The organism is Corynebacterium sp. HMSC08D02 (assembly GCF_001807505.1).
GTDB classification, from domain to species: domain Bacteria; phylum Actinomycetota; class Actinomycetes; order Mycobacteriales; family Mycobacteriaceae; genus Corynebacterium; species Corynebacterium pseudogenitalium.
Window position 1 is genome coordinate 252161 of the sequence record NZ_KV789236.1, and the last position, 18710, is coordinate 270870.

Consider the following 18710-nt stretch of genomic DNA (forward strand, 5'->3'; position numbering starts at 1 on the left):
GGCCCTTAGAAGAAGGTAGAGATGTTCTTGGAGTTCAGAACGTTGATGTCGAGCAGGATGCGGCGGTCAAAGACCTTCCACTTCGGGCCGTCCTCACCGTCCTTCGCGGGGCGAAGCAGGTCGGTGCGGGTGCCCACAAACTGGTCCTGCTCGCGCTCGAGGCGAGTGCGCCAGACGTAGAAGTTGGTGCGGACCTCGAGCGCCTCGACGGCGTCGGCGCCTTCACCGACGGTGACGTGCCGTGCGATCAGGTTCGTGATCAGGTGGCGCGTACGCGACGGCGGGTCTTCAGCCCACGCCATGCCGGAGTCGAAGCGGCGGATGCGCCACGCTAGCGAGTCGTAGGTTTCGTCGTAGAAGGCCGGGCCGCCCTCGTCCGAAATGGAGAGGGCCTGCTCGCGGCGGAGGCGGTTCGTGCGGGTTGGTGCCCAGTAGAAGAGGTCTTCGTCGAAGTGGGTCAGCCAGTCGACGTAGCGTCCCTCATCGAGGAGGGCGGCTTCGTCGTAGTACATGTTTTGGAGATCGAAGTAGGTGGTTTGGTCCACTCGCTCCCCGGGGGTCACGTCGTCGCGACGTAGAAAGTCAGTCACGAGTCCATTCCTTTCTTGTAGCTATCGAGCAAGTTTCTTCAGAGGAATCGATGCGTCAGCCAGCTTGTCCTTATCGACGGCAATACCGCGGTCGATGATGCGACGTGCCGCACGAACAGCCATCGAATCTTCGATTGCTGCCGCGCCAACCAAGGCGCCGTTCTCGTCGAGGCGCAACGCGACGGCCGGGCGACCCTCCGCGTCATTGCGGATGATGGTTTCGCCAGGGATAGTCATGTCGCCGGTGCCCTCAACGTGGATGCCGTAGCGGTCGGACCAGAACCAGGACGCGGAAAGTTTCGGAGATGGGCCGTCGATAATTGAGGCGGCGGCTGTCTTTGCTTCCTGGATTGCGGAGTCCCAGTGCTCGTGGCGGCGAAGTAGCGTGCCATCCTCGAGGCGGGTGCGGGCGCAGTCGCCCACAGCCCAGATGGAGGAGTTCGACGTGCGCTGCTGCTCATCCACCAGGATGCCGTTATCGGTCTCCAGACCAGCGGATTCGGCGAGGACCGTCTCCGGGATGATGCCGATACACAGCAACACAGCGTCAACCGTGACGGCGTCGTGGCCGTCGAGGCCGATGTGGAACCTGCCGTCAGACTCCTCGATGCTAGAGGTCATCGCGTTGATGAACTCCACGCCGTTTTCCGCGTGCATGTCGTGGAGGCGCTGCGCCAGCTCAGGGCCGACAGCAGGGACCAGGGATACCGGTGCAGGGTCGATGAGTACCACGTCCGCGCCCAGCTTGCGTGCAGAGGACGCGACCTCTGCACCAACAAGGCCAGCGCCAATGATGCCAAGCTTCTTGCCTGGGCCGATCAGCGAGCGCAGCTTGTCAGCGTCCTCAGTAGTGCGCAGCACCACGACGTTGTCGCTGTCGAAGCCCGGCGCACTGCCGCGACGAGCAGTACCACCAGTGGCGATCACGAGGTTGTCGTACGCAACCTCCTCACCGCCCTCCAGCACCAGCTTCTTCGATTGCGCCTCAACGCGCTCAACGGTGGCTTGCTTCAGCACAATGCTGTTTTCCTCGAGCCACTCCGCCGGGCGGAACTCAATCTCAGCGCGCGTCTTCTCGTTGGTCAGGTAGTCCTTGGACAGCGGTGGGCGGTCGTACGGAACACCAAGCGGATCAATGATCGTGATCTCACCGGTGTAACCGTTCCTGCGCAGCTCATCAGCGACGGTAAAGCCGCCGATTCCGCCGCCTACGATTGTCGTGCTGCTCACTTGTCGGCTCCTTCAGCAGGCACGCCTGGGTAGAGCCAGACTTCTTCGCCACGCAGCTCAACCTTGTGCGTGTTGGTGTCCTCGGTCGCTGGCATGCACTGCACCGCGCCAGTCTTCATGCAGAACTGGCTGGAGTGCACCGGGCACTCAACCATTGTGCCGTCGACCCAGCCGTCAGACAGGTGGGCGATTTCGTGGGTGCAAATATCGTCGAGGGCGTACACCTCATCGTCTTCGGTGCGGAAGAGTGCAATCGGCTTGTCGTATCCCGACATTTCCTCCGTGACCAGGAAGCCTTCCTCCTGCTCGAGATCGTCCAGGTCAGCAACTTTTACTGGTTCAGCCATGGTAATTCGGTTCCTTTCGAGGGTGTGTTTGGTTTACTTCTCGTGCCAAGCTGGGGTCGACATCAGTTCGCGCCAACGGCGGTACAGCGCACGACCAGCAGCGTCTGAATACAGTTCGGATGTAGTGCCGGGGAACCCTTCACGTTCGCCGACCGTGGCCATACCCATCTGGTAGTTCAGCGGGGTGTTGCCAACCATGAAGCCATGCGCGATGGACTGGCACTCAGACCAGTTCTCGCCGTCGTCCTGCTCGAAGATGCCCGACGGGCCAAAAGTGCGCAGGTTGTACAGGCGCTGCGCGCGAGCCACATCCTCCGGCATCGAACGGTCCAGGACAGTCCATGCCCAAACTTCCATCTTGTTCGGGCCCTTCGGGTGCCAGACGCGGATCGAGCCATTCACCGGAAGGTAGGAGAAGTTCGGGAACACGGTTGCGTGGCCGTTCGTCATCGGGCCCATCACCTGCTCAGGGGAGAGCCGCTCGCGCAAGAAGTCGTAGTCGTAGTACTCGTGGACCGGCTGGGCGTCGAAACGGTTCTTCGGGTGGACTGGGAAGCCCGCGCCGTTGCCGTGGTCGTCGTGGTACTGCACACCGGTGCGCTCCGCGATCTCCTTCTTCGGGCCCTTGCCCGACGGGGACATCACCATCAGCGCAGAGGCATGCGACATGTTGACGTGGTACCAGTCAGTAGCGAACTGCTCCGCTGCCAACTTCCAGTTGCCGTCGAGCACCCACTTAGTGACGCCACCAACGACGTAGGTGCCTTCAGGGTCTCGGTCCATGAATGCGTCGATGTACCAGCGCATATCACCAAGCGCATCCTCGAGCGGCTCGGCGTTCTCGTCCCAGTTCGCGAAGATGAGGCCCTTGTAGGACTCCACGCGTGGCACCGTGACCAGCGGCCAGTCGTCCTGGGAGAAGTTCTCGTCGTACTGCTCCTTGCCAGGAAGGTTGACGAGGTTACCGTCGAGGTCGTACGCCCAGCCGTGGTACGTACAGGTAAACATCTTCGTGCGGCCCTGGTCGGCGCGGCACACGCGGGCACCGCGGTGACGGCAGCTGTTGAGCAGCACGCGGATTTCGCGCTTCTTGTTCATCGTCGCGATGACCGGGTCCTCGCCCATGTACGTCTGGAAGAAATCGCCCGGCTTCTGGAACTGCGACTCGTGGGCGATAAACAGCCAGGAACGGGCAAAAATACGCGACATTTCCTGCTTGTAGACGGCCTCGTCCGTAAAGACTCGACGATCTACCAGGCCACCTTCAGGGTCGACCATGCCACTGACGTCGATGCACTGATCCAATTCTGCCGGCCGCTGTAAGCCGGACTTTGGTGGCGTTGCCATAGGTAACTCCTTCGCACCTAGTGATAGAAAGCACAATTACTTCTGAAGCGTTCTTTGCTTCACACAATTCTTAAGCTACATGGGGGCAGTTATGTTCGCGTAAGTGTTCCAGTGAATAGAACAGAATCTGTGGAACGGGGGTAGGGAACGAGGGTAGTCCAGGCATTCTTGCTTTTGAGTATGTGGTTTAGTGTTCCAAAACCCGGAACGAGGGTGCGGAGTGTGATGCGCTACTTCTACAGTCAGATGTGACAGCTGATAAACCCAGCCCCGGAGGAGGCCACCATGAGCGTAAAACTTATTGCGCTGTCCCACAGCCCGCTGCTCGGCATCAACGAGCCAAAACCAGAGGTGAACGAGGCGCTGCAAGACGCATTCGCAAAAGCCCGCAAAGCCGCGGAAGAATATGACCCAGATCTGGTCATCGTCTTCACGCCGGACCACTTCAACGGGTTCTTCTACACCCTGATGCCCCCGTTCTGTGTAGGCCTACAAGCAGAATCGATGGGTGACTACCTCACTACGCCTGGCCCATTCGACGTGCCCGAGTCAGCCGCAGAAGAGCTCGCGCAATTCGTTATCGACCAGGACGTCGACATGGCAATCTCCCGCCAGATGGTTCTCGACCACGGCGGCGCACAGCCTGTCGAGCTGCTCTTCGGCTCCCTGACCGCCAAGCCAGTCATCCCGATCTTCGTCAACGGAGTCGCCCGACCGTTCACCGCGATGCAGCGCATCCGTGTGATGGGGGAGGCCGTCGGCAAGTGGGCGAAGGCCCAGGATAAGAAGGTGCTGATGGTTGCCTCCGGTGGTCTGTCCCACGACCCGCCGCTTCCACGCTGGGCATCCGCAACCGACGCGCAGAAGCACTTCATGCTCCACGGCCACCCGGACCAGGCCGACCGCGACGCTCGTGAAGCTCGCGTCATCGCCGCCGGCAAAGAAGGTGCCGCAAACGCAGGAATCATCGACATCAACCCAGAGTGGGACGAAAAGTTCATGGCGGACTGCATCTCCGGCGAATCGACGCGATTCGACGCCTACGACGCCGACACCATGGACGACGAAGCCGGTCACTCCTCGCACGAGGTGCGTACCTGGGTTGCGGCGTTTTCCGCGCTGACCGCCGCCAACGGTGGAGTCAACGCCGAGTTCACGTTCTACCGCCCAATCCCAGAGTTCGTCGCAGGCTTCGGCCTGGTCATCGCATCATAGGAGAGACAGATAGATGAGTAGCCGTGAGGACTCCCTGCGTACCATCGCAAACGACCTGCTCGCCGCGTACCCGTCCTGCGAGCCGATCGCGCCACCGCGCACCGTCGTCGCCGACCTTGACATCGCCGACGCCTACGCAATCCAACAGATCCAGGAAAAAGACTTCGTTGCCCGCGGACACAAAGTTATCGGGCGCAAGGTTGGTCTGACCTCACTCGCAATGCAGCAGCAGCTGGGGGTCGATAGCCCAGACTTCGGGTTCTTTACCGACGCCGACCTCTACGAAGTCGGCACCGACATTGCAGTCGACCGCTTCATCTCCCCGAAGGTCGAACCGGAACTCGCGTTCGTGCTCGGGAAGGACCTTGAACCGGGCGCGACACTCGAAGAGGCCCGCAAGGCTGTCAAGTCCGCGCACCTTGCCGTCGAAATCATCGACTCACGAGTCCGTGACTGGGACATCCGCCTTGTCGACACCATCGCCGACAACGCTTCGTTCGGCGCCATCGTGTGGGACCCGACCCCGCTCGATCTCGACCTGGAGGAAGCTGCAACAGTCCACGCAACGATGACGCTCGACGGCGAAGTTGTCGGAGAGGGCGTCGGCAAGGATGTGATGGGCGACCCGCTGCTCCCGCTGCCGTGGCTCGCAGGCATTCTCGACGAGCAAGGCACCGCCCTGCGCGCCGGTGACATCGTGCTTACCGGTAGCTTCTGCGGCGCAGTCGCTTTCAAAGCAGGCCAACACCTCGCAGTATCCTACGGCCCATACGGGGCCATCGACGTCCGGTTTAAATAGGTTTGGAGCACCACAATGCAAAAGAAAATGACAGCAGCCATCGTCGGATCGGGCAACATCGGCTCCGACCTGATGATGAAGCTTTTGAACAACGAATCCAACATTGATCTGCGCTACATGGTCGGCGTCGATCCAGAATCGGAAGGCCTCAAGCGTGCGCGCGAAAACGGCATCGCGGCCTCCCACGAAGGCGTCGACTGGCTCCTGCAACAGGATCCGCTTCCAGACCTCGTCTTTGAAGCAACCTCGGCGGGCGCACACGCGGCAAACGCACCGCGCTACCGCGAAGCAGGCATCCGCGCCATCGACCTCACCCCGGCGGCCGTCGGCCCATTCTTCTGCCCATCGGTCAACCTGGATGAGCTCGAAACCGTCGACAATGTGAACATGATTACCTGTGGCGGTCAGGCCACCACCCCGATTGTCGCGGCAGTATCCCGCATCGTAGACGTCGAATACGCGGAGATCGTTGCGTCGATCTCCTCGAAGTCCGCGGGTCCTGGCACCCGCGCTAACGTCGACGAGTTCCTCGAAACCACTGCCGCCGCCCTCGAACAACTCGCTGGCGCGAAACACGCAAAAGCCATCATCATCCTCAACCCCGTCGAGCCACCAATGATGATGCGCAACACTGTCTACTGTGCCCTTCCTCCAGAAGCCGCGGCTCCTGGCGAACTGCAAGACCAGATCGCCGCGTCCATCAAAGAAATGGCAGCGAAGGTGCAGCAGTACGTACCGGGCTACCGCCTCACCGCGGATCCACAGTTCGAAGAAGCCCGCGACGACTGGAACGGACTCGGTCGTGTTTCCGTCCTCATCGAAGTAGAAGGGGCAGGCGACTTCTTGCCGGACTACGCCGGCAACCTCGACATCATCACATCGGCAGCAATTGCCACCGCAAACAAGTACGCCGAGCTCGTGTCGGCGCAGAAGCAAGGAGCATAGTATGAACACGGTTGCGAGCGATGTCATCGATGGCATCCCGACACACAAAATCCGCCTCAACGACACGACCCTGCGTGACGGATCCCACGCCGTACGCCACCAGTACACCAAAGACCAGGTGAAAAAGATCGCCCGCGCGCTTGACGACGCCGGCGTCGAAATGATCGAGGTCACTCACGGCGACGGGCTTGGCGGGTCTTCCTTCAACTACGGCTTCTCCCACACCCGCGACATCGAACTCATCGAAGCCGCAGTCGAAGAAGTCAAGAATGCGAAGATTGCCGCACTGATGCTTCCAGGCCTGGGTACCGTAAAGGACCTCAAAGAAGCAAAGAGTGCGGGCGCATCCATCGTGCGCGTTGCCACTCACTGCACCGAGGCAGATATTTCGATCCAGCACTTCCAGGCAGCACGGGAGCTTGGTTTTGAGACCGGTGGCTTCCTGATGCTTTCACACCGCATCCCACCAGCAGAGCTTGCGAAGCAGGCCCGCATCATGGTCGATGCCGGCTGTCAGTGCGTCTTCGTGGTCGACTCCGCCGGCTACCTAGTGATGAACCAGGCCGCGGACCGCGTCAAGGCAGTCGTTGAAGAGATTGGCGACGACGCACAGGTCGGCTTCCACGGACACCAGAACCTCGGTTTCGGGGTTGCAAACTCGTTGCTCGCTGTAGTCAATGGTGCTCGCCAAATTGACGGCACCCTGTATGGGCTTGGTGCTGGCGCCGGTAACGCACCGATCGAGGTGTTAGCCACGGTGTTCAACCGCACCGGCATTGACATCGGCAATGTTGATCAAGCCAAGCTTCGTGACGCCGCTGAAGACATCCTGAAGCCAATGGTCGAGCGTCTCCCAATGATGGACCGTGGCTCCATCGTCCAGGGTGAGTTTGGCGTTTACAACTCCTTCTTGCTCCACGCGCAGCGCGCCGCGGAACGCTATGGTGTGCCTGCAGCGACCATCCTGGAAGAAGTCGGTCGCCGTGGTTACGTCGGTGGTCAGGAAGACATGATTATCGACGTCGCAATCGACCTGGCAAAGCAGAAGTAGCGAAGTAGAGCGCGTATGCGGGTTTATCCCGCGTGCTTCGCTCTCCACGCACGAGTCCCGGATCCACAAATCTTTTTGAGGACCGGGATTACTGTTTTGGGCTGAAAGTCTTCTGCGGGAAAGGAAACGCTCATCGCGGCAATCGGTACGCCCTCGGTGCCGAAAATCGGGCAGGCGACGCAGCATAGACCTTCCGAAATTTCCTCAAGGTCGTAGGCGATACTTTCATCGCGGATCTTTTTCAACGTTTCACGCAGCTCATCCGGGTCTGAGATCGTGTGCGGAGTCCATGGTGCGAGCCCCTCACGGATGATGCGCTCGGTCAGCGTTTCGTCGTACGCCATAATTGCTTTGCCAATGCCAGTCGCGTAAGCGGGAATGAGGCCGCCAATGCGCGACGGCGCTGTCACACCACGGACGGAAAAGAGCTTGTTCGCGTAACGAACGTTCGTCCCTTCAACATGTCCAAGGTGGACGGTGTGTCGAGTGCGCTCAAAAAGCGCTGCCAAAAATGGTGTGAGCAACTCTGATACCTGAGCGGTTTGCTCGGAATACACCTCCGGTGTTGACGCCATTCCGAGCGCCGGGTTGAGCCGATAGAGCTCGTTCGCTTTGAGGACGGCATCATTTTCCACCAGCTTGTTAAGAAGGCGGTGCGTCGTCGACTTTGGAAGATCGACGCGCCGGGCTAACTCTGAAACGCCAACCCCGTTGACGTCCTCGCTCTTGAACGCTTTCAGAATGCCGAACGCCTTGTCGATGGAGTTTGGTTTTGCGTCTTGAACCATAGGCTCAGTGTAACCGGATAGTGTCTATCGTGTGCCACGGACTGGAACACTCCGGCGTGTGCGTGGGTTCGTCGCTATGTTGGCTGTATGACTGAAATTTCCATTCCTGATTACAAGACTGACGAATTCTTCGGGCTCGAGGACAAGTGGCTGGAGACGGCACCCGGCGAGCTCACTCACTACCACGATCTCGGCGAGGGTGAACCAGTACTGTTCCTCCACGGCTCCGGCACGGGCGTGACTGCAGCCGCGAACTGGTGGCTGAACCTTCCGACCATCTCCGAGAACGCACGATGCATCGCGATTGACTCCATTGGTTACGGCCAGACTGTCGTAGCTGAGGGCACCAAGTACGGTATCCGCGAGTGGGTTGAGCACGCAATCCGTGTGCTGGATGCCCTGGGAATTGAAAAGACCTGGATTGTTGGTAACTCGCTCGGTGGCTGGGTTGGCTTTCAGATGATCATCGACCACCCGGAGCGTGTGAAGGGCATCATCTCCATGGGCACCGGTGGGGCGAAGTTGACCGGCGCGCTGAAGGGTCATTCGAACCCGAAGCTGACCGAAGAAGGTATCCGCAACACGCTCGAGCAGTTCGTGGTGGATAAGTCGCTGATCACCGATGAGCTCGTGTCGCTGCGCTACCAGTCCGCGCTGAACGATACGGCGTCTGATCGCCTACAGGAGGTTGTGCAGGCGCGTGACCGTGACCGTACCGAGCTTCCACTCGACTTCGACGTGCTGTCGAAGGTCGAGATCCCGGTTCTGCTAGTGCACGGCATGCAAGACGTCGTGATTACGCCGCAGCGCACGTGGGACCTGGTGAACACAATTCCGTCCGCTGACGCTCACCTTTTCGCACAGTGTGGCCACTGGTCGCAGGTTGAGAAGGCTGATGAGTTCAATGAGGTCATCGTGAACTGGATGAAGCGTCAGTTCTAGTCAGCAGCTTTTCGACGCCCACTTCGGCCCCGTCGTGGTGGGCGTTTTGCTATGTGTACAACATTTTCATCGCACCAGGTCGGTGGACTGGGTTTGGGGCGGAGTAGCCGCGTGGTGAGTGCCAGAGCGGTTGTGCGTCCACAATTTCGATGCGACCTCGGCGTGCTCGTTGGGGGTCATCGTCGTTGACGCGATTGTGGTAGCGGCACAATGGCGACAGGTTGTTGATGTTCGTTTCCCCGCCGTGTTGCCATGCAGTGATGTGGTGGATTTCGCAGGCGTCGGCTGCATGGCGGCATCCAGGCACTGGGCAGCCGGGGGTAACGGCGCGGGCCAGAGCGCGCTGCTTGTCATTTGCGAGGCGTTGTGTCCGGTAGAGGTTGACTGCCCCGTGCTGTGGGTGGAAGACGGCGGCTTCGAGCTCGTTCTCGGTGGTGGCGACGTGGCTGTTTAGGTATTCGGCGCCTGTCATGGTGGTGCCATCGGTCAGGGTGAGGGTGGTCTCGTCGCCGTGGCCGCGCTGTATTTGGATCCACTGGGGGAGTGGAATGAGCAAGAGAGGTCGGGGGACTGCGTGGGGGACGGAACGGCCGTCGCCACGTATGATGTCGAGGAATCTGCGCAGCATGTGTTTCGTGGGTGGCGTCTTGGGGTCCATGTCTTGGGTGAGGGCGTGTTCAAGGTCGGCGAGGTCGCGCTCGTTGGTGGTGAGCGTCATGGTGCGGCGCCCATTGCGGGAAGGCGAAAATGTGAGGCGGTCGTTTTGGTGCTTGGTGTTGTTCGGAAGAAGTGCTTTTGCGCGTTCGCTGAGCTTTTTGTATGTGCCCTTGGTATCGAGGAGTACGAGGCGCAGTTTGGTGCGTGTTCGCGCGGACTTGATGGGGCGTAAGCGCCGTTCGATCATAGCGAGTTGGTCGAGTGAGAAGCCGTAGCGTCGAGCCTTTTCGGTAGCGAGTCGCTGTTTTTGTCGGGATTTTGTGGGCCCGAAGTAGATGTCGTGGAGCTGGCGCCAGGCGCGGGCTCGTGTTGGATCGACGCCTGCTTCGATGGCGGCTTCGTAATCGAAGCCGTCCAGTACGTCGAGTGCCTGCGTGGACATGGATTCTAGGAATGTCTTGAAGTTCATAACCTGAACATATGTGGTTGCAGAACGCCTGGGAAAGGCTTTTCACGCTACCTGTGGATAACTTCTTCTTGTGTGGCGTTTTCTGAAGTGCCCTGTGGATAACGTATGACTTGCATGCGAACGCTAATGAAAATAATGTTCATTAGGTGAAATTTTCTGTCATCAAGATTCTGCGAGCGCTCGCCGCGACATTACTGCTCCTTTCCATGTCGACGCCTGCTTTCGCGGCGGAATGCCACCCGACACTGCACCCGATGGTGAAAGACGACCGCACTGTTCCGGCCGAGTGGCGCGATCCCGCAGAGCTCGTTTTTGGGCTGGGTGATGCAGCAAAGCAGCAGCTCTCCAATCCAGTTGGGCCAATTCCGGCCGGTACCGCGTGGATGATCGGTGCAACTCAGCAAGCCGGTGTGCCATGGCTTGGAGCGAATACGCAGCATCCGTCGCTGCTTGAGCACACTTCTGGGGATGTGGCCTGGGAGATTACAAATTTTGATGGACCTGGTGCCATGTTTGTGTTCACGCAGGGTGGGCTCGGTCAGGTCGTGGGCGAGGAGTGGTTCCGTGGCGTGGATGGGCAGGCGCAGGGCAGCCATACCATTCCTGCGAATTCACATGTGCATCCAAACTGGATGTTCAGTGCTCCGGGGACTTACACGGTGACAGTTCGTCAAAGCGCGACGACGAGTAATGGCGAGCCGGTGAGCGGGGAGGCGACGCTCACCTTTGACATTGGCGGCGCCGGTAACGCGAACGATGGTCACTTCGACTTTGGCTCCGTCTTTGACGGGGAGGGCGAGTGCGCGCAGCCAGTGGCGGCGAGCAACGCGAATCTAGCGCCTGATCAGGGAGAGACTCAGTTGCAATCACAAGATCACCAGCAGCAGGATGTTGCTCCCGCGCAACGCGGTGGGGCCCTTGCAGAAACGGGTACGACAGTGATGACGTTGCCGGTGGCTGTGCTCGGCTTGGGCGTGTTTGTCTTTGGTGCGGGTTGGTTGTGTTTGGATGCGTCGTTGCGCCGTCGTGTCGCCGCAGCGTGGGGTTTCGGTGGCCACCGGTGATCCAGTTTTTTCAACGAGCCGCTGTGCTGATGTGCGTGGCGCTGCTCGGGGCGTGTAGCGCACCGGAAGGGCAGTCGGTGGGAGAGGGGAAGGCGTCGGTGGTGGCGTCGACACCTGTTTTGGCGGATGCGGTTCAAAACGTTGCAGGTGATGTGGCTGATGTGCACACGCTGATGGCGCGTGGGGTTGATCCGCACAGCTACGAACCGAGCTTGCATGCCACACGCGACATCGCGTATGCGGATGCCATTTTTACCAACGGACTGTTGTTGGAGCCACAGTCTTTAACGAATACGATTGCGGCGACCGTGCGTGACACGACTCCGGTCGTGGCACTTGCGCAGGAGGCGCAACGGTACGGGTTTGCGCCGATTCCGCTTGTGGAGGACGCGAGCCTAGATGCGGTGTGGCTCGGGTTGCGGGTGGATACGGGCCAACAGCTCCCGACGACGGGAGTCGCGGACTTACACCTTGTAGATGTTGACGGCCCCGGTGCCACTTTCGCGTTCATCCTGGGAACCTTCGGCACCCCGGAGGTGGTGTTCAACTCTCACGACGGGCTGGATAGCCGTGACGTAAAGACCCTGCCGGTTGACGCGCATACTCACTTGAGCTGGGCATTTTCCAAGCCAGGCGTGTACAAGCTGAGGTTTGAATCGCATATTCGCGATGCCGTCGGTGCACCTGAGCGCGCAAGTGTGGAGTCGACGGTGACGGTCGTTGTGGGGCAGGATCCCGCGCGGGTAACGCCGGGGTTGCACGCGGTGGAGAAGGGGCACGTCGACATTACAACAGAGCTTGATGGGCAAGGTGCGGCTCACCTCGTGCTCAACTCGGATGACGATGGCCGCATGGATCCAGTGAACGTAGCCGTCACAGTGCCGAATACAACCCTGCAGCCGATCCCTCCGGAGCGCCCCTTCCGATTCCTCGGTACGCCGGGGGAGGAAACCTACCTGCTCCCGCAGGCGGTGCTGGGCAATCACGTGCATGGTGAGCTGGACCCGCATGTGTGGCACGACGTTCGGGCGATGAAAGCGATCGTTCAGGTAATCCGTGACGAGTTGGCTGCGGTGGATCCGCGCCACGCGGAAATCTACCAGGCAAACGCCCGCGACTACCTGCAAAAACTGGACGCAGCGGATGAAATGATGCACGAGTCTGTCTCCGCGGTTCCGGAGGAACAACGCAACCTGGTGACTACACACCATGGATACGCCTACCTCGCGCGGGCATATGGAATGCGAGTTGCAGGTTTTGTCACGCCAAACCCCAGCGTGGAGCCGAGCCCGCGTGATGTCATCGCGTTCACCCGCACACTGGAGAATCTGCACGTGCCCGCGGTCTTCCTGGAACCACAGTTGGCGGGGCGCAGCACAGTGCTGACAGAAACCGCCGCCCGGCTTGGCATAGAGGTATGCCCAATCTGGGGCGACACATTGGATCCTCCGGGGTCTGGGCCAGCCGATACCTATATACACCTTGTGGAGGCGAATGCTGCGTCGATACGCAGGTGCCTCGCACGAAATGAGAAATGAGCGAACAATTAAACTTCGAATTACCCCACTGATGGTTGCCGCGGTGATCGTGGCAACTCCTGCGATCGCGAATGCGCAGGCCGCCAACAACGATCCTGCGTTACAACAGGTGGTCAGCGCAGATGAGGCGATTGTGCCAGCCGGTGAGCACACAGTTATTGACGCCGGTCACGTCGACCTAGGTGCGACATTCAACGGGGATACCCTTGAATTTCTCGCTCGCGACGACACACAGCAACCGCCCGTATGGCGTCACCTCGACGACGTGGTGTTCCGCGTGACCGATGCCGCGAAGCAAACCCTCCCCGACGGCGACGACTTCGCCTTCACCGGCGCAAAGCCAGGTGCGGACGTCTGGGTGATCCCACAGACTGAGGTTGCCGGGGTGCCGTGGCTGGGGTGGAACACGCAGGCCGCGAGCCTGCTCGAACACTCCGGAAACGGCGTGAGCCTGGAGTTCGGCGGACACGAAGGGCCAGGCGAGTTCTCCCTGTTCCTGCAACCGGGCGGGTTCCACGCACCACAGTTGCTGTGGACGACTACTGAGCCGGGTGTGCAGCCAATGTGGGTGGAGCCGAACACGCATACCCACGCCAATTGGGTCTTCACCGAGCCGGGAGTGCACCTGGTCGGGGTGCGAGCAGTGGTGAAGGATGACGCTGGCACCGTTCACACGGACGAGCAGTTGGTGCGCGTGGCTGTAGGCGACGGGACGGACGTAGCGGCGGCGCAGTCCGCGCAGTTCAACGGGCCGTGGCGCGAGGGTGCTGCGTCGGAAGAACAGGCAGATAGCCAGAGCACGCTGAATGCGGGGCTGATCGCTGGTGGGGTGATCGGTGTGTTGGTGCTCGCGCTGGTGGCGCTTCTAGTGGCGCGTTCTCGGAAGGAGCGTCGCGCGTGAGCACGCAACCGCTTATAGAGGTGCGAGGCTTGCGCGCCGGGTACCCGGGCCGCCCGGTGTTTGAGGGCGTTGATCTTCTTGTGCCTGCGGGGCAGTTCGTCGCGCTGCTCGGCCCGAACGGGGCGGGGAAGACCACGCTGATGCGTGCAACGCTCGGCCTGATTCCCGGCGCAGCCGGAACGGTGCGGGTAGGGGAGTGTACGGGCCACGCGGTGCGCAAAGTGGTGGGGTACGTCCCGCAGCGTCACGACGTCGCCTGGGATTTCCCGATCGATGTCGCGTCCGCTGTCATGAACGCCACGCTTGACCTGCGCCCGTGGTACGCGCGGCCTAAGGCGGAGCACCACGAAGCTGTGGCGGAAGCACTCGAAGCTGTGAACCTCCAAGACCTGGCACACCGGCCGATCGCGGCGCTTTCCGGAGGGCAGCGCCAACGCGTATTGGTGGCGCGCGCCCTGGTGCGTCGTCCAGGCGCGCTGTTCCTCGACGAGCCGTTCACCGGCCTCGATATCCCGTCTACTGAGCAGCTGCTAGCGCTGTTTCGTCAGCTGGCTTCCCGCGGAATCGCGATCGTGATGTCCACGCACAACATCGTGGAGGCTGTTGACTCTTGTGATCGCCTCCTGCTGTTCCGCGGTGGCATCGGCGCGGACGGGGCTCCCGCTGATCTTGACGACGCCCGCCCCTGGATGGACACGTTCGACGTCGGCCCGGATTCGCCATGGCTGGCGGCGCTGCAAACACATGTGAAAGAGGTATCCCGTGCTTGAGATCGGGTTTCTGCAATTCTTGGCTGACGTGGCCAACCCACACCTGGCGTTCTTGCCGCGCGCGTTGACGGCGGCGGTGTTGGCGTCCGTGTTGTGCGCGGTCGTTGGGTGTTTTGTGGTGCTGCGCGGTATGGCGTTTATCGGGGATGCGGTGGCACACGCCGTGTTTCCGGGCGTTGCGTTGGCGTTCGCGCTGCAGGTGTCGGTGCTGCTCGGTGGGGCCGTTGCCGGGTTGATCGTGGCGGTGTTGATTGCAGTGCTATCGCAACGGCGTGCGCTGAAAGAGGACGCGGTGATTGGCATTGTGTTTGCGGCCGCGTTCGCGCTTGGCCTGGTGATTATTTCGCGTGTTGAGGGCTACACAGCGTCGCTGAGTTCGTTCTTGTTTGGTTCGCTGACAGGTGTGAGTGAGCGCGACCTTATAGTCAGTGCTGCGACGTGTGCTGTCATTGTGTCGCTGGTGGTGGTGTTACGGCCGTGGCTGACCGCGGTGGCGCTCGACCGAGAGACGGCGCGCGCGATGAACGTGCGCGTCGCGCTCCTGGACTTGGTGTTGTACCTGTGTGTGACGGCCGCGGTGGTGGTTTCGGTGCAGACGATCGGCAACATTCTGGTGTTGGCACTGTTGGTTACCCCGGCGTCCGCCGCGCGACTGTTTACAGACAACCTGGAGACCATGATGATCCTCGCCGCGCTGATTGGCGTGGTAGGCAGCGTGGTTGGTGTATGGCTGGCGTGGTCGTTTGACTCGCCGACCGGCGCAACGATTGTACTGTGTGTGACTACCATCTTCGGTGCGAGTTGGCTCTTCGCTAGGAAAGGGGTGCGGGCATGATCCGCAGACTCATCCTTGTGGTTGCGCTGATCGCGTTTACTGTCACCCCGGCGCACGCGACCACGCCTGCCGGGCATCAACCCGGTGACCCGGGGCATGGCGTCGTCCTCCCGGAGGACCTTGACCACCCCTGTGCCGGGCGTAAGTTGCTCTACCACTCCCACAATGACGCGCTGTACGGCACCCGGTTCGACGGCCAGCTGTCCATTGGTGCGGTTGACGGTCAGCAGGTCACCGACCAGCGCGACGTCTGCTTCCGTCTGCCTCTCGACGCTGACGCCGACGGCAATGACGTCTCCCGCCTCACCATCCCGGATGATGGTTCCCTCGATTTTCTGGGCGCTCCGGGCAGTCAGGTGTGGCTCGCGCCCCAGCACGCGGATTTTACCGATGATTGGCGCCCCATCTGGTCCGGCATCGGTGCATTTGACCCGGCGCACGAGCTGCCGGGTGCTGTGCCAAGCAACTTCAAAGACGACATGATGTACTTCGACCTGCTGGGCATCGATGGTCCGGGTGATGTGCAGATCTTCTTTAAGAACGCCGCCTCGCCGGCCGAGCGCCTCTTCAATAGCGCTGACGAACAGATGCGCACCGTCGAGTATGAGGTTGGCGCGCACGGCCATTTCAACTGGACGTTTACGAAGCCCGGCGTTTATAAGCTGCGTTGGCAGGGTCGCGCCGAGCTGACCAACGGTGAGACCGAGTACACCGGCTGGACCGACCAGTACTGGCTGGTTGGCACCGACGCGGACGTCGGTTTGCCGGAGGGCACCACGACGGGACTTCGCACCCCCGCACTATCGACGCCCACTCCGTCACCGACGCAACCGCCAACACCAACACCAACAGCACCAGTGACAACCGCGGCACCGGCACCCGCACCCGCACCCGCTGCGAAGCACTGCGCCGCGCTGCGCACCCGCCCGGAGGCGTTCATCGCGAACGGGCATATGGACATGGGGCCCGTCGATACGGGGGAGGCCGCGCTCATCGACGACCGCGACCCCAACAACCCCGCGCGACACTCCAGCGGCACCTTCCTCTTCGAGGTTCCCGACCGCGCGCGCCAGGACATCCCTGCGACGCTGCGCGACACGTTCCCCAACCGTCCCGAGCGCATGTGGGTGTTGCCGCAGTCGCAGAAGGCGGACCTGCCATGGCTCGGGTTCTCGACAACCCACCACCCAGCCCCCGCCACCGTCCGCATTACTGCTGTCGCCGGACCCGGCCGTATGTACACCTGGCACGAGGGTCTGCAGGGCGCGAAGCTCGAGCTGGACTCCGGCGACAAGTCCCGCACGCTGAGCTACCCGGCGAACGCCCATGACCACCAGGCATTCGGATTCATCGAGCCTGGACTTTACGCCGTGACTTTCGCGTTTGACTCCGCGGAGCTCGTTGCGGTCTTCGCGGTCGGCGACGCCGCCATCGCGACGGCCCGCGAACAGCACGCGAGCGGGTATCGTGAGCTGGACTCGTGCGGCTCCAATGCAGCGACCAGCGACACGTGGATGGGTGCATTGGCGAAGGGGATCCGCTCAATCGACGAGGAGTTGAGCAAGTTCGGCCACAAGCTACGGCCAGTAGCAACGACTGCGCCGTCAAAGCCAGTGCCACCGCGCACTGTAATAAGTACTGTGCGTGCGACGGAAGCGAAGGCCGCGACCAAGCAGGCGCCACCAAAGCAGGCGACAGCGCAGAAACCGGCGCAGAAGTCCACAACAACGTCGGCACCGAAGCAGAAGGCGGCAACGGCGACAGGGGCGAAGCCGACGTCGACAAGAAGGGCGATCCCGGATGCTCCGATACAGGCTGGTGGCGGTGGCATCGTCTCATCTTTCGACCAGGGAGCAGCGCAGGAGGAACCCGCAACGGGCGTGACTGCCAGCGGTTTCTGGGGCGGGCTCATCCTCGGTGTTGGCTTGATGGCGCTGCTGGGGGGCATTGCGTTGTTCGTGGTGGCGGCGCGGATGTTGCGCGGAGTTGCGCGCACGCAAGAAGACGTGTAAGGTTCCACAACGAAGTTTGAACGGGTAATACCCGAGCTCAAGTTTCACCGAAGACCGTCGGTCGCCCTTCGGGGCCGAAGGTACCCCTCTCCAGGGGTCGACCCACGCAGGAGGAACGTGGCCTACCTTTCTAATGGTGCCTCGTGCTTCTGCACGGGGCACTTTTTGTGTCCCGGGCGGATTGAAGGACATGAAGTTATTGGAAGGAGGCGTGTGTAATGGCAAATCCGAAGAATGAGCGCGAGCTTGCTGTGTTGAAGGAGAAGTTTGACGCTGCTAGCTCCATCGTGCTGACGGAGTACCGTGGCCTGACCGTTGGTCAGCTGCAGACTCTTCGTGGCGATCTCGGCTTCGATGTCGAATACCACGTCGCCAAGAACACCCTCATCAAGATCGCTGCGAACGAGCACGGCATCGAGGGTCTCGACGAGCTTCTGACCGGCCCGACCGCTATCGCTTTCATTAAGGGCGAGGCTGTCGACGCTGCTAAGGTCATGAAGAAGTTCTCCAAGGATCACGACGCGTTCGTGATCAAGGGTGGCTACATGGATGGCGCTGCCATCGACGCCGCTCAGGTTGATGCCATCGCTGAGATGGACAACCGCGAGACCACGCTTGCAAAGCTCGCTGGCGCATTCCAGGGTTCTTTGGCAAAGGCTGCTGGGCTGTTCGAGGCTCCGGCATCCAAGACGGCTCGCCTTGTCGCTGCGCTGCAGGACAAGCAGAACGACGCCGCATAACACACTTACAAACTTGGGCTAACCGCCCACCAATAGAAAGGAAGCCACCATGGCTAAGCTGTCTAAGGACGAGCTCATTGAGCAGTTCAAGGAAATGACCCTCATCGAGCTTTCCGAGTTCCTGAAGGAATTCGAGGAGGTCTTCGACGTTACCGCTGCTGCACCAGTTGCTGTTGCTGCTGCTCCGGGCGCTGCTGGCGGCGACGCTGCTGCTGCAGAGGAGAAGGACGAGTTCGACGTTGTTCTCGAGGACGCTGGCGCCAAGAAGATCGGTGTCATCAAGGTTGTCCGCGAGCTCGTTCCGGGCCTGGGCCTGAAGGACGCCAAGGAAATGGTCGAGGGTGCTCCAAAGGCTATCCTCGAGGGCGCAAACAAGGACGATGCAGAGGCTGCAAAGGCCAAGCTGGAAGAGGCTGGCGCAAAGGTTACCCTCAAGTAATCTCGCAGGCTGCATAGCTTTTCGACGAACA

Annotated in this window: 19 protein-coding genes; 13 read left to right on the forward strand and 6 right to left on the reverse strand. The window is 60.9% G+C overall.

The genetic code is table 11. From position 1 onward, the window contains the following. Nucleotides 1-5: 5 nt before the first annotated feature. Genes HMPREF3170_RS02330 through HMPREF3170_RS02345 form a run of 4 tightly spaced genes read right to left on the reverse strand, consistent with a single transcriptional unit; the run spans nt 6 to nt 3514 of the window. On the reverse strand, nt 6-590 hold the full coding sequence (locus HMPREF3170_RS02330; protein ID WP_070477505.1) for an aromatic-ring-hydroxylating dioxygenase subunit beta: 585 nt from the start codon (nt 588-590) through the stop codon (nt 6-8). 21 nt (nt 591-611) lie between these two features. Next, on the reverse strand, nt 612-1820 hold the full coding sequence (locus tag HMPREF3170_RS02335; RefSeq protein WP_070477507.1) for an NAD(P)/FAD-dependent oxidoreductase: 1209 nt from the start codon (nt 1818-1820) through the stop codon (nt 612-614). Further along, nucleotides 1817-2167: a non-heme iron oxygenase ferredoxin subunit gene (locus HMPREF3170_RS02340; protein ID WP_070363135.1), complete on the reverse strand. Its 351-nt coding sequence runs from the start codon at nt 2165-2167 to the stop codon at nt 1817-1819. Before HMPREF3170_RS02340 ends, HMPREF3170_RS02335 begins: the two co-directional genes overlap by 4 nt. Nucleotides 2168-2200: 33 nt before the next feature. Continuing rightward, nucleotides 2201-3514 (reverse strand): aromatic ring-hydroxylating dioxygenase subunit alpha, encoded by a 1314-nt coding sequence (locus HMPREF3170_RS02345; protein WP_070477508.1) that lies wholly within the window; start codon nt 3512-3514, stop codon nt 2201-2203. Nucleotides 3515-3799: 285 nt separating this feature from the next. On the opposite strand from HMPREF3170_RS02345, the gene HMPREF3170_RS02350 reads away from it, so the two are divergent. From HMPREF3170_RS02350 to dmpG, 4 genes are read left to right on the forward strand one after another with little or no spacing between them, the layout of a single operon-like run. Then, entirely contained in the window at nt 3800-4729 is a 930-nt protein-coding gene (locus HMPREF3170_RS02350) for a 3-carboxyethylcatechol 2,3-dioxygenase (protein WP_070363133.1), read from the forward strand. 13 nt (nt 4730-4742) lie between these two features. Further along, entirely contained in the window at nt 4743-5528 is a 786-nt protein-coding gene (locus HMPREF3170_RS02355) for a 2-keto-4-pentenoate hydratase (protein WP_070363132.1), read from the forward strand. 15 nt (nt 5529-5543) lie between these two features. Next, on the forward strand, nt 5544-6473 hold the full coding sequence (locus HMPREF3170_RS02360) for an acetaldehyde dehydrogenase (acetylating) (protein ID WP_070363131.1): 930 nt from the start codon (nt 5544-5546) through the stop codon (nt 6471-6473). A 1-nt stretch (nt 6474) separates the two neighbouring features. Further along, nucleotides 6475-7524 (forward strand): 4-hydroxy-2-oxovalerate aldolase, encoded by a 1050-nt coding sequence (gene dmpG, locus HMPREF3170_RS02365; RefSeq protein WP_070477510.1) that lies wholly within the window; start codon nt 6475-6477, stop codon nt 7522-7524. Between the two features lie 23 nt (nt 7525-7547). On the opposite strand, the gene HMPREF3170_RS02370 is transcribed toward dmpG, so the two are convergent. Next, on the reverse strand, nt 7548-8312 hold the full coding sequence (locus HMPREF3170_RS02370) for an IclR family transcriptional regulator (protein ID WP_070477512.1): 765 nt from the start codon (nt 8310-8312) through the stop codon (nt 7548-7550). An 87-nt stretch (nt 8313-8399) separates the two neighbouring features. On the opposite strand from HMPREF3170_RS02370, the gene HMPREF3170_RS02375 reads away from it, so the two are divergent. Further along, nucleotides 8400-9254 (forward strand): alpha/beta fold hydrolase, encoded by an 855-nt coding sequence (locus HMPREF3170_RS02375; protein WP_070363590.1) that lies wholly within the window; start codon nt 8400-8402, stop codon nt 9252-9254. Nucleotides 9255-9303: 49 nt separating this feature from the next. On the opposite strand, the gene HMPREF3170_RS02380 is transcribed toward HMPREF3170_RS02375, so the two are convergent. Beyond that, entirely contained in the window at nt 9304-10380 is a 1077-nt protein-coding gene (locus HMPREF3170_RS02380; RefSeq protein WP_070477514.1) for an HNH endonuclease signature motif containing protein, read from the reverse strand. 146 nt (nt 10381-10526) lie between these two features. On the opposite strand from HMPREF3170_RS02380, the gene HMPREF3170_RS02385 reads away from it, so the two are divergent. From HMPREF3170_RS02385 to rplL, 8 genes are all read left to right on the forward strand, one after another. Further along, entirely contained in the window at nt 10527-11444 is a 918-nt protein-coding gene (locus HMPREF3170_RS02385) for a TIGR03773 family transporter-associated surface protein (protein ID WP_070477516.1), read from the forward strand. After that, the gene (locus HMPREF3170_RS02390) at nt 11441-12982 is read left to right on the forward strand and encodes an anchored repeat ABC transporter, substrate-binding protein (protein WP_246814892.1); all 1542 of its coding nucleotides are present in this window, start codon (nt 11441-11443) and stop codon (nt 12980-12982) included. The genes HMPREF3170_RS02385 and HMPREF3170_RS02390 overlap by 4 nt, the downstream gene beginning before the upstream one ends. Continuing rightward, the gene (locus HMPREF3170_RS02395) at nt 12972-13883 is read left to right on the forward strand and encodes a choice-of-anchor M domain-containing protein (protein ID WP_141742164.1); all 912 of its coding nucleotides are present in this window, start codon (nt 12972-12974) and stop codon (nt 13881-13883) included. Before HMPREF3170_RS02390 ends, HMPREF3170_RS02395 begins: the two co-directional genes overlap by 11 nt. Continuing rightward, nucleotides 13880-14653 carry an anchored repeat-type ABC transporter ATP-binding subunit gene (locus tag HMPREF3170_RS02400; RefSeq protein WP_070477520.1) on the forward strand — a complete coding sequence of 258 codons (774 nt, stop codon included), beginning with the start codon at nt 13880-13882 and terminating at the stop codon, nt 14651-14653. The genes HMPREF3170_RS02395 and HMPREF3170_RS02400 overlap by 4 nt, the downstream gene beginning before the upstream one ends. Then, nucleotides 14646-15488, forward strand: coding sequence for an anchored repeat-type ABC transporter permease subunit (locus HMPREF3170_RS02405; RefSeq protein WP_070477522.1), 843 nt, complete (start codon nt 14646-14648; stop codon nt 15486-15488). Before HMPREF3170_RS02400 ends, HMPREF3170_RS02405 begins: the two co-directional genes overlap by 8 nt. Further along, nucleotides 15485-17500 carry a choice-of-anchor M domain-containing protein gene (locus HMPREF3170_RS02410; protein ID WP_070477523.1) on the forward strand — a complete coding sequence of 672 codons (2016 nt, stop codon included), beginning with the start codon at nt 15485-15487 and terminating at the stop codon, nt 17498-17500. The genes HMPREF3170_RS02405 and HMPREF3170_RS02410 overlap by 4 nt, the downstream gene beginning before the upstream one ends. 218 nt (nt 17501-17718) lie before the next feature. Then, on the forward strand, nt 17719-18240 hold the full coding sequence (rplJ, locus tag HMPREF3170_RS02415) for a 50S ribosomal protein L10 (protein WP_070363122.1): 522 nt from the start codon (nt 17719-17721) through the stop codon (nt 18238-18240). Nucleotides 18241-18289: 49 nt separating this feature from the next. After that, the gene (gene rplL, locus HMPREF3170_RS02420) at nt 18290-18679 is read left to right on the forward strand and encodes a 50S ribosomal protein L7/L12 (RefSeq protein ID WP_070363121.1); all 390 of its coding nucleotides are present in this window, start codon (nt 18290-18292) and stop codon (nt 18677-18679) included. Nucleotides 18680-18710: the final 31 nt, after the last annotated feature.